The 14,641-nt window shown below is 42.5% G+C and carries 14 protein-coding genes; all 14 read right to left on the minus strand.

The features are described 5' to 3' along the window. Window positions 1–102: 102 nt before the first annotated feature. Window positions 103–1,983, minus strand: coding sequence for a PrpR N-terminal domain-containing protein (locus ACOAOT_RS15705; RefSeq protein WP_420217855.1), 1,881 nt, complete (start codon window positions 1,981–1,983; stop codon window positions 103–105). A 150-nt stretch (window positions 1,984–2,133) separates the two neighbouring features. Then, the gene (locus ACOAOT_RS15710) at window positions 2,134–3,414 is read right to left on the minus strand and encodes an SLC13 family permease (RefSeq protein ID WP_420217856.1); all 1,281 of its coding nucleotides are present in this window, start codon (window positions 3,412–3,414) and stop codon (window positions 2,134–2,136) included. A 28-nt stretch (window positions 3,415–3,442) separates the two neighbouring features. Further along, complete coding sequence (locus ACOAOT_RS15715) at window positions 3,443–4,279, minus strand: MBL fold metallo-hydrolase (protein WP_420217857.1); 837 nt, start codon at window positions 4,277–4,279, stop codon at window positions 3,443–3,445. A 262-nt stretch (window positions 4,280–4,541) separates the two neighbouring features. Next, complete coding sequence (locus ACOAOT_RS15720; protein ID WP_420217858.1) at window positions 4,542–6,581, minus strand: beta-galactosidase; 2,040 nt, start codon at window positions 6,579–6,581, stop codon at window positions 4,542–4,544. 81 nt (window positions 6,582–6,662) lie between these two features. Then, window positions 6,663–7,469: a carbohydrate ABC transporter permease gene (locus ACOAOT_RS15725; protein WP_420217859.1), complete on the minus strand. Its 807-nt coding sequence runs from the start codon at window positions 7,467–7,469 to the stop codon at window positions 6,663–6,665. Further along, a complete protein-coding gene (locus ACOAOT_RS15730) occupies window positions 7,462–8,355 on the minus strand; it encodes a carbohydrate ABC transporter permease (protein WP_420217860.1) in 894 nt (297 codons plus the stop codon). Before ACOAOT_RS15730 ends, ACOAOT_RS15725 begins: the two co-directional genes overlap by 8 nt. 24 nt (window positions 8,356–8,379) lie before the next feature. After that, window positions 8,380–9,696, minus strand: a complete 1,317-nt coding sequence (locus tag ACOAOT_RS15735) for an ABC transporter substrate-binding protein (protein ID WP_420217861.1) — start codon at window positions 9,694–9,696, stop codon at window positions 8,380–8,382. 141 nt (window positions 9,697–9,837) lie between these two features. Next, complete coding sequence (locus tag ACOAOT_RS15740; RefSeq protein ID WP_420217862.1) at window positions 9,838–10,764, minus strand: helix-turn-helix domain-containing protein; 927 nt, start codon at window positions 10,762–10,764, stop codon at window positions 9,838–9,840. A 117-nt stretch (window positions 10,765–10,881) separates the two neighbouring features. Beyond that, window positions 10,882–11,394, minus strand: a complete 513-nt coding sequence (locus tag ACOAOT_RS15745) for a ferritin (protein ID WP_420217863.1) — start codon at window positions 11,392–11,394, stop codon at window positions 10,882–10,884. A 320-nt stretch (window positions 11,395–11,714) separates the two neighbouring features. Beyond that, window positions 11,715–11,804, minus strand: coding sequence for a putative holin-like toxin (locus ACOAOT_RS15750; protein ID WP_420217865.1), 90 nt, complete (start codon window positions 11,802–11,804; stop codon window positions 11,715–11,717). A 190-nt stretch (window positions 11,805–11,994) separates the two neighbouring features. Next, window positions 11,995–12,648 (minus strand): fructose-6-phosphate aldolase, encoded by a 654-nt coding sequence (fsa, locus tag ACOAOT_RS15755; RefSeq protein ID WP_420217866.1) that lies wholly within the window; start codon window positions 12,646–12,648, stop codon window positions 11,995–11,997. Window positions 12,649–12,680: 32 nt separating this feature from the next. Beyond that, the gene (locus tag ACOAOT_RS15760) at window positions 12,681–13,058 is read right to left on the minus strand and encodes a VOC family protein (protein WP_420217867.1); all 378 of its coding nucleotides are present in this window, start codon (window positions 13,056–13,058) and stop codon (window positions 12,681–12,683) included. A gap of 10 nt (window positions 13,059–13,068) precedes the next feature. Next, on the minus strand, window positions 13,069–13,707 hold the full coding sequence (locus ACOAOT_RS15765) for an RpiB/LacA/LacB family sugar-phosphate isomerase (RefSeq protein WP_420217868.1): 639 nt from the start codon (window positions 13,705–13,707) through the stop codon (window positions 13,069–13,071). Continuing rightward, window positions 13,704–14,639, minus strand: a complete 936-nt coding sequence (locus ACOAOT_RS15770) for a transketolase family protein (RefSeq protein WP_420217869.1) — start codon at window positions 14,637–14,639, stop codon at window positions 13,704–13,706. Before ACOAOT_RS15770 ends, ACOAOT_RS15765 begins: the two co-directional genes overlap by 4 nt. Between the last annotated feature and the right edge of the window lie 2 nt (window positions 14,640–14,641).

Here is a 14,641-nt window from a genome sequence, read left to right on the forward strand (position 1 = left end):
TCGCTATGGGCGGAATCAACGAATGGGCAGGATACATTTATACAAACTCTCTATTGTTTCATTATCGTTTCATTTTTATATCATTATATTTTCATTTTTATTTCATTCCAGATGATATTTTTTCATCTTTCTCCATAATGTGGCCTTACTGATCCCCAGTTCTTTTGCAGTCTTTTCCCGGTTTCCCCCCTGCATGAAAAGAGTATCTTTTATTTTTACCGCTTCCATAGGGAATGGAATTTCTTCCTTTCCTGTGAAGGTAAGTTCTGATTCCTCCTCTTTTTCGCCCGGATACAGTCTGTCGAGAAGATTTTCCACCGCAGCTTCATCAAGACTCCTCTTTTCTGCTGTCAATATCAGGCGTTCGCAGAAATTCTCCACCTGAATTAAATTCCCTTTCCAGGGGAAATGAAGTAATACCTGATAAGCTCCTTTTGTCAGTACATGAAATCTGGAATAATGCTCACAGCAGTCTCTGATTGTTTCCCTGATCTTGAACTCTAAATCTTCTTTCCGGTCTTTTAAGGGTGGAATGGTAACTGCCAGTCCCTCAAGAAGATAGCAGAGTTCTTTGCGAAACCCGCCCTCTTTTAAAAGCCCGGTTAAAGAAACCATGGAAGTTACCATCACCCGCACCTCTGCTCCGGGATACCGCTGTCCTTCTCTTCCCATCCTGTGCTTATGCCTTATGAGCTGGTAAAGTCTGTACTGGTTTGCCTTTGTTAAAGCATGGACATCTTCAATGAGGAGAGATCCGCCTTTTGCCTGGGCGACTACACCCTTATCTCCAAATAACAGATCATACTGCGCCTCTTCCCCCAACCCGTCACAGGAAACATTAACAAAAGGGCCATCTTTATGAAGTCCTGCATTATGAATGCATTGTGCCAGAAGCTGCTTCTCCGTTCCCGGTTCTCCTGCTATGAATACTGCCTTTTCTGAGAGGGCATACAGCTTTGCAAGGCGTACACAGTCCTGCATACTCTTTGATTCCTGTAAAAGATCTCCAAATTCCCCCAGCGCCCCGACTCCCCGTAACGAACTTTTTCCTTTTAACTCCTGCCCCTTATGGTGTTTTCGTTTCATGCGGTGACAGGTAAGTATGGCTCCCTCCACCTTTTTCTCAATCACCACAGGCGCCACAATGGCAAATACAGAGGTGCGGTTAATCTCCATAAACAGAGAATAAGATTCTTTTCCGTATTCCAGTACCTGATTGAAAGACTCACCCAAAAGCTCAGGGAATACCTCTCCTGCCGCTTTTAAAAGTATTTCCTCCTTTTTCTTTTCCAGAATATCTTCCATGGTTGCGTTAATATCCACAATAATTCCACAGGCATCAAGCCTGGCCACACCGTTAAACGAATAATCTAAAAGCGTCTCAATCTGGGCAGCACTACGTTTCTCCACACCCATGGCATAATCAACGCTTTCCGCCATAGACAGGGCATTTCTCATGGAATCTTCCGTATTGGATAAAAACAGAGATGGGATACCTGCCTCTCCTGCAATCCCCACAGCCGTATCTCCTCCAATAATTAAATCCACTCCGTCACAAACTGCCTGTCTTGCCATATCCTCCAGAAGATCTCCCTTTTCTGCAAAATATGTCCGCATTTCAATTCCGTAAATAAGATCAAAATAAGACATGTCACAAAACATGTTTTTAAATCCCACGACTCCAAGAACCGGATTGTCTTTATTAAGAATCTGTTTTGCCTTACTGACTAACAGCGCCATTTCCTGGGCAGTTATAACGATTTCCACTACAGGAATGTCTGTGTACTGCTTAATGAGAGAAGCCTGGAGACCTCTTGCAATAATGATTGAGGCACCGTTTGCAATGGACTGGCGGGCTTCAGAAACAGTATCCTCTGTTTTAATTACCCGCATTTCCCCAATCTCATGTTTTTTCTCCTGAAGTATGTTATGTGCCTGATAGATCATCTCTTCTCTCGAAACAAGTAACGCAATCTTTCCCATATGGATTCCCTTCTTTCCGTTTATCCTGTCTGGTTCATTTTACTATAAGAAAAAGATGGTGTCCAGCATGTTAAAAGTGCGGCCTCCAACCTGGAAGCCGCACTTTTTAAACCATTTTATCCTTAGGAGATAGCAAAGTATCATTATTTTCTAGCCGTAAATGGGAAACATGAGGTTTGCTGCAACTGCCGATGAAATAATTCCAAGTATTATGTAAGGAATTGTAAATTTCATCACCCTGGCCGGATTGTAACCGCCTGCTGCAAAGCAGACTGCAGCCTCTCCTGAACCGGATGGGAATCCAATTGCCAGCATATTGGCAGTTCCGATTGCAAGTATGATTCCACGGGGATCCCATCCTCCTGCCAGAGCAACCGAAGCTGCAATGGGGATTAAAACTGTCTGGGTCGCCATATTGGACAGGAATGTAGTCATAATAACTGTAGCAGCAGAGAAAATCAGCATAACTGCTATGGAACTTGGGTTTTCACCCAGAATTGCAAGAATAAACTGGCCAATTAAGTTTCCTGCACCGGATTTCCCCAGTGCATCTGCAACAACAAGAACACCTGCAATCATCCATACCATATCTGATGTCATGTTTTTCACTACATCTTCCACTTTTGCAATCTTTGTATAGATCAGAACGAGGATGCCGATTCCAGGTGCCAGATATAATAGATTACCTGTCCACTGGTTTAAAAGCATCATCAGCATTACCATTGCAAAAACGCCGTATACAATCAATTCCTGATTACGGGATAACATTTCCACACCTTTTCCATGTTTAAACGCGGACTTGTCGATCTGGTCATCCTTTGGCATCAGTTTCCATGCAAACAGGCAGTAAATTGTAAGTACGATAGTTGGAATCAGGCTATATATAAATGGATCCAGCATTTTTAAAGCAAACTTTGGATCTGTGATAATTCCTTCATACATACCGTTTAAAGTTGCAAAGTTTGCTGCTCCGATTCCAATGGGAACACGAAATTTCCATGCACACAGAACTCCCAGCAGAGGAAGAAGCAGACGGTTTGCTGTAATATCTCCTGAATCATCCAGAGTAGATAAAAATACAATCAGGATGGTGATTGCTGCAGTGGAAGGAATGAACTGAACAAATACAGCGCCTACCAGAAAGAAAAATCCAACCAGAAGCATCCCTTTTTTACCCTTAAGGGTGTTTAAGGTTGTACTGATTTTAGCTATCATGCTGGTTCTTGGAAGTACTGCGCTGAGAGCCAGAATTGGCGCAATTAAAACCACGATCTTATTTCCGAAACCACTGAATGCTGTCTGTAAATCTACCACACCTGTTACTGCTAAAATTGCGCAGCAGGTCATGGTTGTTACTCCAAAAGGAACCTTATGAAGGACAAACGATACCATCATAAATAAAGTCACACCCAAAACAATGTACATTTCCATACGTTTTCTCCTGTCTAATCTAAATCTATTATTTCATCAGTGTCTTAACCTGCCGTACCCTTTCATGAATAAACTCGGCCCAAATGGTATCATCAAGATATGGCTGGCTTTCGTGAGTGTATTGTCCTGCACGATCAATAATTTCAATCTGGTTTGGATGACTTGGCAGTGCAATATCCACATGGATCTCTTTCAGCTTTTCCTCATCTGAAAAGAAACGCTCCCTAAGATCCGGAGTTAAATATTTACTTATGTTATAATAATCATCATTCATGGTATTAGCCCCCACTCCACCATGCATGGCAACCTGATAAGTTTCTCCATTGACCGGATTACGTTCTTCCCAGAAAAAACTGGTACATCCAATGGTATGTCCAGGTGTGAGCATTGTCCGTATGGATACATTGCCAAGAACGATTGGCTGGTCATCATCATAAAAACAATCTGCCTCAAACATCTGAGGATGGGAATCCGGATCCAGCACCATGGTCTCCTCGGGACAGGCTTTATAAAATTCATAATCCTCCCTGGAAATATAAAGCTCTGCCTTTGTGAGGGCTTTCATAGCTGCTGCAGCGCCGCAATGGTCAAAATGAGCATGACTGATCAGTATTTTTTTAATATCCTCTGGCTTATAACCCAGGCGATAGATGGAATCCACAAGCATATACATGCTTTCCGGAATTGCAGTGTCAATCAGAATCAGACCCTCACCCGTATCAATGAGGTAACATCCAACCCAGCTCTGACCTGCTACGAAATATGTCTGGGGTGATACCTGAAACGGTTTTACTTCCAATTTCCATGGCTCATAAGCCAGATCCTTAACAGGATGAGGAATTGGTTTCGTACAGCGTAATGGCATAGTCGTCTCTCCTTTGTGTAAATTAAATAATTTTTTGTTTGTAAATTTACTTTTTTTGTTCTTGTTGATTATATGAGATAACTTTACCCAGTTCAACTTATTAGATTTTATACAATAACTTAATATCTTTAAGTTTCGATTGGTCATTTTTGAAACATTTTCACTATTTTTGTGAAAAGAGCATAAAAAAAAGATGTCTTATCCGGCATATTGCTGCCAAAACTTAGACATCTTTTTTTCTTTTAACTGCTCATGAAACCTGTTATCGGACATCCTTCCTTATAATCACCGTTTCATAACCATCTATTTTACCATCTTCAAATATTTTTCCAGCCAAAATCGTACCTTCTTTTATACAGGAAATCGTCTTTTCTACCAGCTTTACCGCCTTTTTGCTGTAGTTCTGAATAAACAGGTATTCATAACGTTCTGATTCCCTGGAAGAAACCTCAAGTTCCTCCGGTAACCGCCCCTCAAGAAGCGGCTTTATCCCCGCTTCACTGGTCAGATTACGAAAGAAATCATCATAGAAATCCTGACCTGCGTCTGCACATACATAATAAGCCGTTCCTTTTCCATAAGAATTTTTTGTAAGTGCCGGATATCCCTTATAAAAATCCTTCTCATAAATAAGAAGGGGAGCAGCACCGGAAAGACTGACCAACTCGCAGAGATTTCTGCATTCAAACCGTTTTTCCTCACCAGTTCCATGCAACGAAACCATATAGTTACAGTCTCCGTCATAGAGACCATCAATCTCTGTACTGCGAAGCCCCAGCACATCCATCAGTCCATGGGGAACACCTCCCAGAAAGCACTTGTCCTCTTCATCCACAATTCCTGACCAGTAGGTGACCATCAGCTGGCCTCCGTCTTGAACAAATCTTTTTAATTTCTCATGAATATGACTTCTGTATAAGTAGATCATGGGAGCTGCTACCATCTGGTAACCACTTAAATCACTGTCCATGGTAACGACATCCACATTAAAACCCAGTTTTTTAATGGCGCTGTAGATTTTTACACAGGTTTCATGATAAAACAGCCCATTATTTCTTGGTCCCTGGGCATCTTCCATTGCCCACCTGTTTTCTACATCATAGATCACCGCTGCTTTTGACTTCACACCTGTACCAGCTAATTCCTCCAGACAGGAAAGTTCCTTTCCAATCTGGCTGATCTCTCCAAACACCCGTGTGTCGGATCCCCCATAATGATCAATCACTGCACCGTGAAATTTCTCTGAACAGCCTCTGCTCTGCCGTATCTGGAAATACAGAACGCTGTCCGAACCATGTGCCACTGCCTGCCAGGAAGCCAGCGAAAGAATACCAGGCTTCTTCAGCTTACTCACCCCCTGCCAGTTAGTGCTGCTGGGACAGGATTCCATGAGGAGAAACGGTTTCCGTTTTAAGCTTCTCATAAAATCATGCTGCATCCCATTGTCCCTTGCTGTCAGAACTTCTTTTTCTTTGTGCCACAACGGATAGGAATCCCATGATATCACATCCACGGTCTGGGCCAGTCTCTGGTAGTTAAGTCCCTTGAAATCATACATCAGATTTGTGGTAGTCGGCTGCAGGGCTCCTGCCGCTCTCAGAGAATTCACTTCCCACGTTGCAAAGTCAGCCGTCTGATCGGTTACAAATCGTTTCCAGTCCAGATTCAGACCATGTACCATGGTCTCACCAATGGAGGATGGGCTTTCAATCTGGTCAAAAGACTGGTAGATATGGCTCCAGAATGCCGTGCACCATCTGCGGTTTAAATCTTCTATGGAATCATATTTCTTTTTCAGCCAGAGACGAAAGGCCTTCTGACATAAGGAGCAGTGACACTCCCCCCCATACTCATTGGAAATATGCCACATAATAACGCCAGGGTGAGAAGCAAATTCCTCTGCTAATTTTTTATTGATTTTTTTCACTTTCTCCCTGTATACCGGAGAAGTAAAACAGTGATTATGTCTTCCCGAAAACAGCTGCCGCCGTCCCGTATCATCCACCCGAAGCACCTCGGGATATTTATCAGACAACCACTTTGGACGGGCTCCGGAAGGAGTGCCCATAATGGTATAAATCCCATTCTGATAAAGTTCATCTACCCGTTTCTTCAGCCAGCCAAGGTCATATCTCCCCTCTTCCGGTTCCAGAAACGACCAGGCGAACATTCCCATGGTTACTGTATTGATTCCTGCTTTTTTCATATAATCCATATCCTGCTTCAGTATGTCCGGATGATTTAGCCATTGCTCCGGATAATAATCTCCGCCATACCAGATACCAGCATGTTTCATATCCATCTGTTCCTTTCTTAAAAACAGGCGCAGCCACCGAATTTCCGTATCGGATTCCGGTCACTTCGCCTGTTTGTTTTCTATTACTTATTTTACAGCTCCCGTAATACCTTCTGCAAAGCTCTTTTGCAGGAGGAAGAAAACGATTACTGTAGGAATGGTACACAACAATACAGCCAGCATTAAGGTCCCATAATCGGTCACATAACCTGATTTTAAGTTAGCCACCATCATCGGCATGGTGATGCTGTTTGCATCAGACATGATTACCTTGGGCCATAAGTAACTGTTCCATGCATTCATAAAAGTAATCGTCATGGCTGCTGCATAAGTGGATCGCATGGTGGGTATGAACATCCGACAGAAAATCTGGAATTCATTTAAACCATCAAGCCTTGCTGCCTCCATAATGTCTACCGGAAACGATCTTGCACTCTGGCGGAACATCATGATTAAAAATGGGGTGGAAATACTGGGAAGGATAAATCCAAGTGTGCTGTTTAACAGATTCGCCTTTGAAAACATCTGATACAGCGGTATCATAATAGCTGCAAACGGAACCATCATCGCCAGTAATATTATACTCATCACCCGGTCTTTCGCCTTATCATGAAAGATTTCAAAACCGTATCCTGCTATGGAGCAGATAAACAGGGAAACCAGTGTCATCACAATGGAATATTTAAAGGAATTCCCAAGTGCTGCATAAACATTCTGGGAAGCAAACAGCTTTTTCGTATTGTTTAATAATTCCGTCCCAAACATCAGAGTTCCCCGTGATACAGCAACACTTTTGTTAGTAGCGGCCACCATCATCCAGTACAGCGGAAAAACAGAAAGCAGAGAGACAACCGTTAGAAAACTATATGCAAGAAACTTCTTTCCTTTAGTCACGTTTATCACCTACTTTCATCTGCAAAAATGCCAGAACTGCTACCAGGAACAGAATTAAGTAAGACATTGCTGCTGCATACCCAAAGTTGGGCACATATTTAAACGATACATTGTAAATATAATGTGACATGGTGATTGTAGCATTGGAAGGACCGCCATAAGTTAAGTTTACAGATTCATCAAACAGCTGAAGTGTACCATTGGTCGACATAATTGCTGTCAATAAAATCGTTGGCTTTAAAAGTGGTACGGTGATCCCCCAGAAAGACTGAATGGGAGAAGCTCCGTCAATCTTTGCTGATTCATAAATAGAATACTCAATATTTTGCAGACCGGACAGATAAAAGACCATGTTATAGCCGGTCCATCTCCAGATCAGTGCCAGAATAATGACAATTCTGGCACTGTTTGGATGTCCGAGAAAGTTATATCCTGTGGACAAAACTCCAAGTTTTATGAGGACAATATTAACAAGACCATCCACAGCAAACAGGGAACGGAAGATTACCGCATAGGATACCAGGGAAGTAGCACATGGCAGGAATATCGCCGTACGGAACAACCCCTTAAACCGCAGATCTTTATTATTGAGCAAAGAGGCCAGGATCAGGGCCAGAATCAGCATAATCGGAACCTGAATGATCAGATAAATAAAATTGTTTTTTAATGCCTGCATAAAGACAGGATCCTGAAACATTCTCACATAATTCGTCACACCGGTCCAGCTTAAATTGGCACCCTTTCCTGATTTAAAGGAAAGAAACAACGCCTGAATCATGGGCAGAAAGCTCATGACTGCGATAAATAAAACCGCCGGAGTTAAAAATGCCCAGCCTGCCAGGCTCTGCTTCTGGCCTAATGACAACTTTTTCTTTGAATTGTCCACTGGTAATTCCTCCTTACTGACTTACTATTTACCCATTGCGAAATTAACGGTATCCTCTGCTGTCTTAATCTCAGCATCAATATCTGCTCCGGCAACTACGTTGGTAATTGCAGTGGCAACTGCATCACGGGCTTCATAATAATAAACACCGGTGTTGTTGGAAGGAATCTTTGATGCAAAGTCGGTAATGGTAGCATAAACCGGAGCATCGCCGAAAAACTTCTGGGGCTCTGCATAAACCTTACTCTGTGCAGCCGGTAAATAGGTAGAAAGTGCACCGGACTTTGGAAGAATGGTCTCATAGAAGGAAGTGCTTCCTGCAAATGTTTTTGCCATGAAATCATAAGCCAGATCCGGATTCTTGCATGCAGAAGTAATTGCCCAGCTGGAACCACCATTGTTGGAATAGTTGGTTGCTCCATCAACACCCTCTAACTTAGGCATGTTGGTAATTGCCCATTTTCCGGACTGATCTTCAGCGGTCTGAATGCTTGCCATGATCCAGCAGCCGTTAATGGTTCCGCCTACTGTGCTGTTGGTAAGAGTTCCCACGTACTGATCCCAGTCATTCACTTCAATCAGAACACCGCTTTTTACAAGAGAAGCATAGGTTTCCATAACCTTTTTCAGTTTATCGTTTCCAACCATGCTTGGTTTTCCATCTTTATCAAACAAGCTGCCGCCTGCTGACTGAAGCATCATCATGATCAAATCTGATTCTCCTGCCTGACAGGATAAAAGTGGTTTTCCGGTTTTTGCCAGAATTTCTTCTCCCATCTGCTGATACTTGCTCCAGGTAATATCCTTAAAATCATCTGCCTTATAACCTGCCTGTTCCAGAATATCGGTTCGGTAGCAGGCAACAACGGCTCCGTTATCAAATGGTACTCCGTAATTTTTTCCGTTAACGACTGAATACGCTGTTTTTGCTTTTGCAAACTGGGTAAAGTCGATTCCGCTTGCTGTGATATCTTTAAATGCATCCGGATAAGTTAAAACATTCTTCTGAAATGCATTATCCTGCAAAAGGATAATATCAGGCAGAGTATCCAGCTTACCAGAGGTAGCAGCTGTGGTCAGCTTTGTCTGAACATCAGCCCAGGGTGTTTCCACTACGTTCAATTTAAAATCGGGGTGATCTTTCTGGTATACTTTAGCAGCCTCATTCATGGAATAAATATTAAATGCCGGGTCCCAGCACCAGACAGTCAGTTCATTCCCGCCTTTGGCTCCCCCATCTTTTCCTCCTGAAGCCTGTCCTCCTGAACCTGAATTTCCGCAAGCGGTTAAGGAAGCAACCATGGCTCCTGCAAGTAAGAGTGATACGATTTTTTTCTTCATAGCAAAACTCCTCCTCTTTCATTAAAAAATTGGCATATGAGATCAATTTCTTTTGAATATAATCCCATTATACCAATTCTTTTTTTGAAAACTTTTTATATTCAATTATAAAATGCGCAAATTCAATCATATCATACTGTTTTACCAACCTTTTTGCGCACTAATTCTGCAATACAGCAGCTTGCTCTCGTAATTTTCAGCCGATCGCTTCCATTGATAAGGAGAAATACTGAGTATTTTTTTAAAATTCCGGTTAAATGAAGAAATTGAGGAAAATCCCGAAGCGACAGCCACCTCTTCCATGGATTTTTCCGTCTTTTTTAACAGTTCGCAGGCGCACTGAATCCGGATTAAGTTGATATAATCAACCGGCTTCATATCCATGCTCTCTTCAAACACCCGGCGAAAATGGCTTTCACTCATACTGGAGGCCTCTGCCAGCTGACATATTTTAATCTCATGGGCATAGTGATCTGCCACATAGTCCAGTGCCCCCGATATCACCGCCCTGTGTGTCTTATTTCTCATGATCCGTTCTTCGTCATCAGACAGCCTTAAAAATTCTGCCAGACAGGCCCGAAGCAGGCCGCTGATACAGTCTTTGTAATAAGGTTTTTTCTGGCGTGCTTCCTCCATGACGCCTAAAATCAGTCTGGTAAGTCCTGGATTTTCCTCTCCTGGCAAAAGATATCCCACCCGCTGAATCCTTTTTAAAAGCCGTTTCTGAAACATGGGATCATAGCGGTTCAGCTCTGAAACAATCTTTTCCAGATCCACATACATCCACTCCCAGTAGCTTAGAGTCCCCTTTTCACTGTTGGTGGTATGGGGAAGCCTTGGAGGTACAATCATGATAGTCCCCGGTGAGTAGCAGACATGTTCCTGGCCAAGAATCACTTCACCAGTTCCCCAGTGGCAGTAACCGATTTCCATCAGATTGTGAAAGTGGAGGCACTTAATTTCCTTTCCATACTCCCGGATCCAGCCTTCCCCAAGGAGTGCTAAAACCGGCTCATCTTCCCCGATTTCATAGTAACGAAACTCTACCTTTTCCCTTTGTTTTGCCACTTGCTCATTCTCCCCTTTACTGAAACAAAAATGAAAAACAGCCCCTGCCGGAAAATATTACTTATTTCCCGGCAGAGACTGCTCTTTAATTAAATCCTGACGCCTTTTTAAGCGATATTAAATCACCAGTGTAGGCGGAGTATAGACTCTGGCTGCCAGCTCCGTATCCAGGAGATAAAGTCCCTTTGCATCATTACCGAACAAATCATATCTCTTAATGATCTCATCCGTATTCTTCTCTTCTTCACTCTGTTCCTTTACGAACCAGTCAAGAAACTGCATGGTACGGAAATCCTTTATTTCATAAGCAGCTCCGTAAATGTCATGAATGGAAGCTGTTACCTTGATCTCATGTTCATAGGCTTCCATAGCCGGCTGACGGAAATCAGTGAAATCGAAGGACGGAGCCTTAATATCCGAAAGAACAATCTTTTCTCCATTCTGAAGAAGGTAATCCATGAACAGCATTGCATGGTCCCGCTCCTCCTGAGTCTGTATTTTAAACCAGTTTGCAAACCCGTTTAAATTCTGGTCTGCATAATAGTTTGATATATCCAGATATACATATGCGGAGTAAAGTTCAAAATTAATCTGTTTGTTTATCTTAGCAACAATCTCTTTGTTAAGCATAATCGAATCCTCCTTTATAATATAAAAATCATTTTAATAAACAAGGTTGTCCAATATTTTATATTAATTTAGTTACTATCAAATATTTTAACTTGTTTATTGCTATATTCTAACATCTTTGATGAAATTTTTCAATATGATATACATAAAATATTGACGTGTTTTAAAGCTAAACATATTAATTACACTTTACAACTCTACCTCTAATGTGGTATATTTGAATTACAAAAGAGTAACCGCCACACAAGGTGGAAGCTCCCATGAATGACTAACTGCTCATGTAGCCATGAGCCAGCCTATCCTGGTCGCGTCAGGGTAGGCTATTTTTTTGCTATATATGTAAGCAATGCAATCAGGAATGTACCACCTAAAAACAATGTGCTTAAAGTCTGGTATATATCCATTTGCATCACCTCCCATCTTATTACGACATAAAGACATAAAATCTGGAAGGTTCCACCCTGTATTCGGTTACTCCTGATAGCATATTACCATACATTTCCAATACCTACAATATTTAATTATGATACAAAAAAACGCCAGAGATTAATAAGATATGAAAAAGAACGAAACTATCACAGTCCCGTTCTTTTTTCTAAGCTATTCTCCAAATACAGCCTTATAATCAGCAACAAATTTATCAATTCCCTGATCAGTCAGTGGATGGCGGATCATCTGTGCCAGTACACCGTAAGGTACCGTAGCAATATCCGCCCCTGCTTTTGCACAGTCAATCACATGAATGGGATTTCGGATACTTGCTGCAATAATCTCCGTCTCAATTCCATGCTGGGTGAAAATCTCCATAATGTCACGGATTAAATCAATGCCTGGCATGGAGATATCATCGAGGCGGCCTAAAAACGGCGATACATAGGTTGCTCCTGCACGGGCAGCCAGCAGAGCCTGGGCAGCCGAAAATACAAGAGTCACATTTGTTTTAATACCTTCTCCATTTAAAACCTTTACTGCTTTTAATCCCTCTGCTGTCATAGGGATTTTCACTACCATGTTGGGGTGAATGGAAGCAATTTCCCTTCCCTCGCTGATCATGTTACTCGCATCCGTTGTGGTTGCTTTTACTTCACCGCTTATGGGACCATCTACAATGGAAGCTATCTCTTTAATTACTTCTGAAAAATCTCTTCCTTCTTTGGCAATCAGAGACGGGTTGGTCGTTACTCCGCAGATAATTCCCATATCATTTGCCTTTTTTACATCTTCCGTATTTGCCGTATCAACAAAAAATCTCATGACAGTTCTCCTTTTCGCTCCGGTCTTCTCATCTATTCGTCAATTTTGCAAAATTCAATCTTTTCACCATTTGGGCCTTTAAAAAGGAAGAAACGGTTGGTTCGTGGAGCAAACATCTCATTGGATTCGATTCCATTTGAAATCATCTGGTGGCCCTGCGACAGAATTTCCTCATAGGCTTCGTCCAGATGTTCACAGGTCAGGGCGATGTGATCGATACAGCCAGCTGGTTTTTCCTCCTGACGTCTGGGATAATATTCAATCACACAGGTCTGACACTGAAGCATTCCTCTGACGCCATGGTCAACCAGTCGGATAAAGCCCAGATTTTCATAAAAGGAAACGGTTAATTCCGGATCATCGGTGGGAATTGCCACATGGGCAATTCCTGACGGTATATTCTTTATCATCACTCAGCTCCTAAGCAAGCAGACTTTTTACATATTCAAGTATTGATGCATCTTTGCAGTTTGCAAAAAACAGTTCTTTAAACTTCTCACCGCCCAGTGCACCCTTTACCAGATCCTGGTCCAGTCCTTTTAAGCAGGTAATAAGATCCTTTAAATTGTTCTCTCTCACTCCGTCCAAAATCTTTTTATTACGCTGTTCCGGAACTGCCCGCTCCCTTGGATAGCCCTGTCCGCTCTCTTCAGAGAACAGTTTTTCAAACGCGTATTCCAGATTCAGCTCTGCCCCCCAGCCAAAGCCCTTTGCAAATGGCATGGCAATGGCATTTCCATCATTGATCTGGGCAAACATGTAGCCGTCACTTGGATCCGTTACCAGACCGCAGATCACTCCCGGGAAACTGTTTAATGCCAGCATGGCTCCCTGTCCGGTTCCGCAGCCGGTCACTACGTAATCCGCTGCTTTGGAATTTAACAGGATTGCTGCCAGGATTCCGTTCTGCACATAGGTAAGGGAGCAGCCATCTTCAGGAGAATACATACCGTAGTTATCCACTTCATAGCCCTTTGTATCAGCCACTTTCTTTAAGCTGGCGTAAATGATTCCGTTTTTAGCAGCCTGGCTGTTTTCATTAATCAATGCAATTTTCATCTGTTTAACACTCCTTTTATCTGATTATATACCTGTTTTTCACTGAGTCCGTACTCTTCTAAGAGATCTTCCGGTTTTCCTGACTGTCCGAAGCGGTCCTCTACTCCGATCTTTTTAAAGGACACATTACACTTATTATTTAACAGAACTTCTCCTACTGCATCTCCCAGTCCGCCAATGGTGCTGTGCTCTTCTACTGTAATGACATGGTTGCAGCCGGAAGCATATTTTAAAATGCAGTCCTGATCAATTGGTTTGATGGTATGCATGTTAACTACTGTAATACTGATTCCTTCTGACTCCAGGCGTTTTGCACATTCAAGGGCAGTCGCTACCATAATTCCGCACGCAAATACAACTGCTTCCGTTCCTTCTTTCAACACATTTGCCTTACCGATTTCAAAAGGCATATCCTCTTCAAATACCGGACTTGGAAGTCTTGCCAGCCTTAAATATGCCGGGCCTTTCATATCAGCAACAGCCTTTACGGCACGACGAGTCTCATTGGCATCACAGGGAACCACTACGGTCATACCTGGAATTACACGCATCAGAGCCATATCTTCAATTGCCTGATGGCTTCCGCCATCCTCACCCAGAGTGATTCCAGAATGAGTCATACCAAGCTTTACGTTAAAATTAGGGTAAGCAACTCCGTTACGCACCTGCTCATAAGCACGTCCTGCCCCAAATATGGCAAAGGTACTGCAAAAAGGAATATATCCCATGGTAGACAGTCCTGCACTCATATCCACCATATTGGCTTCTGCAATTCCTGCATTGAAAAAACGCTCCGGAAATTTTGATCCAAAAGTTGCTGTCATGGTTGCATGAGCCAGATCCGCATCCAGTACAACCACCTTTTCATTTTCTTCTCCAAGACTGGCAAGGGCTTCGCCGTATGCCACTCTGATTGCTTTTAATTCACTCATGT

The sequence above is a fragment of the Lacrimispora struthionigena genome (genome assembly GCF_048627165.1).
Classification (GTDB): Bacteria; Bacillota; Clostridia; order Lachnospirales; family Lachnospiraceae; genus Lacrimispora.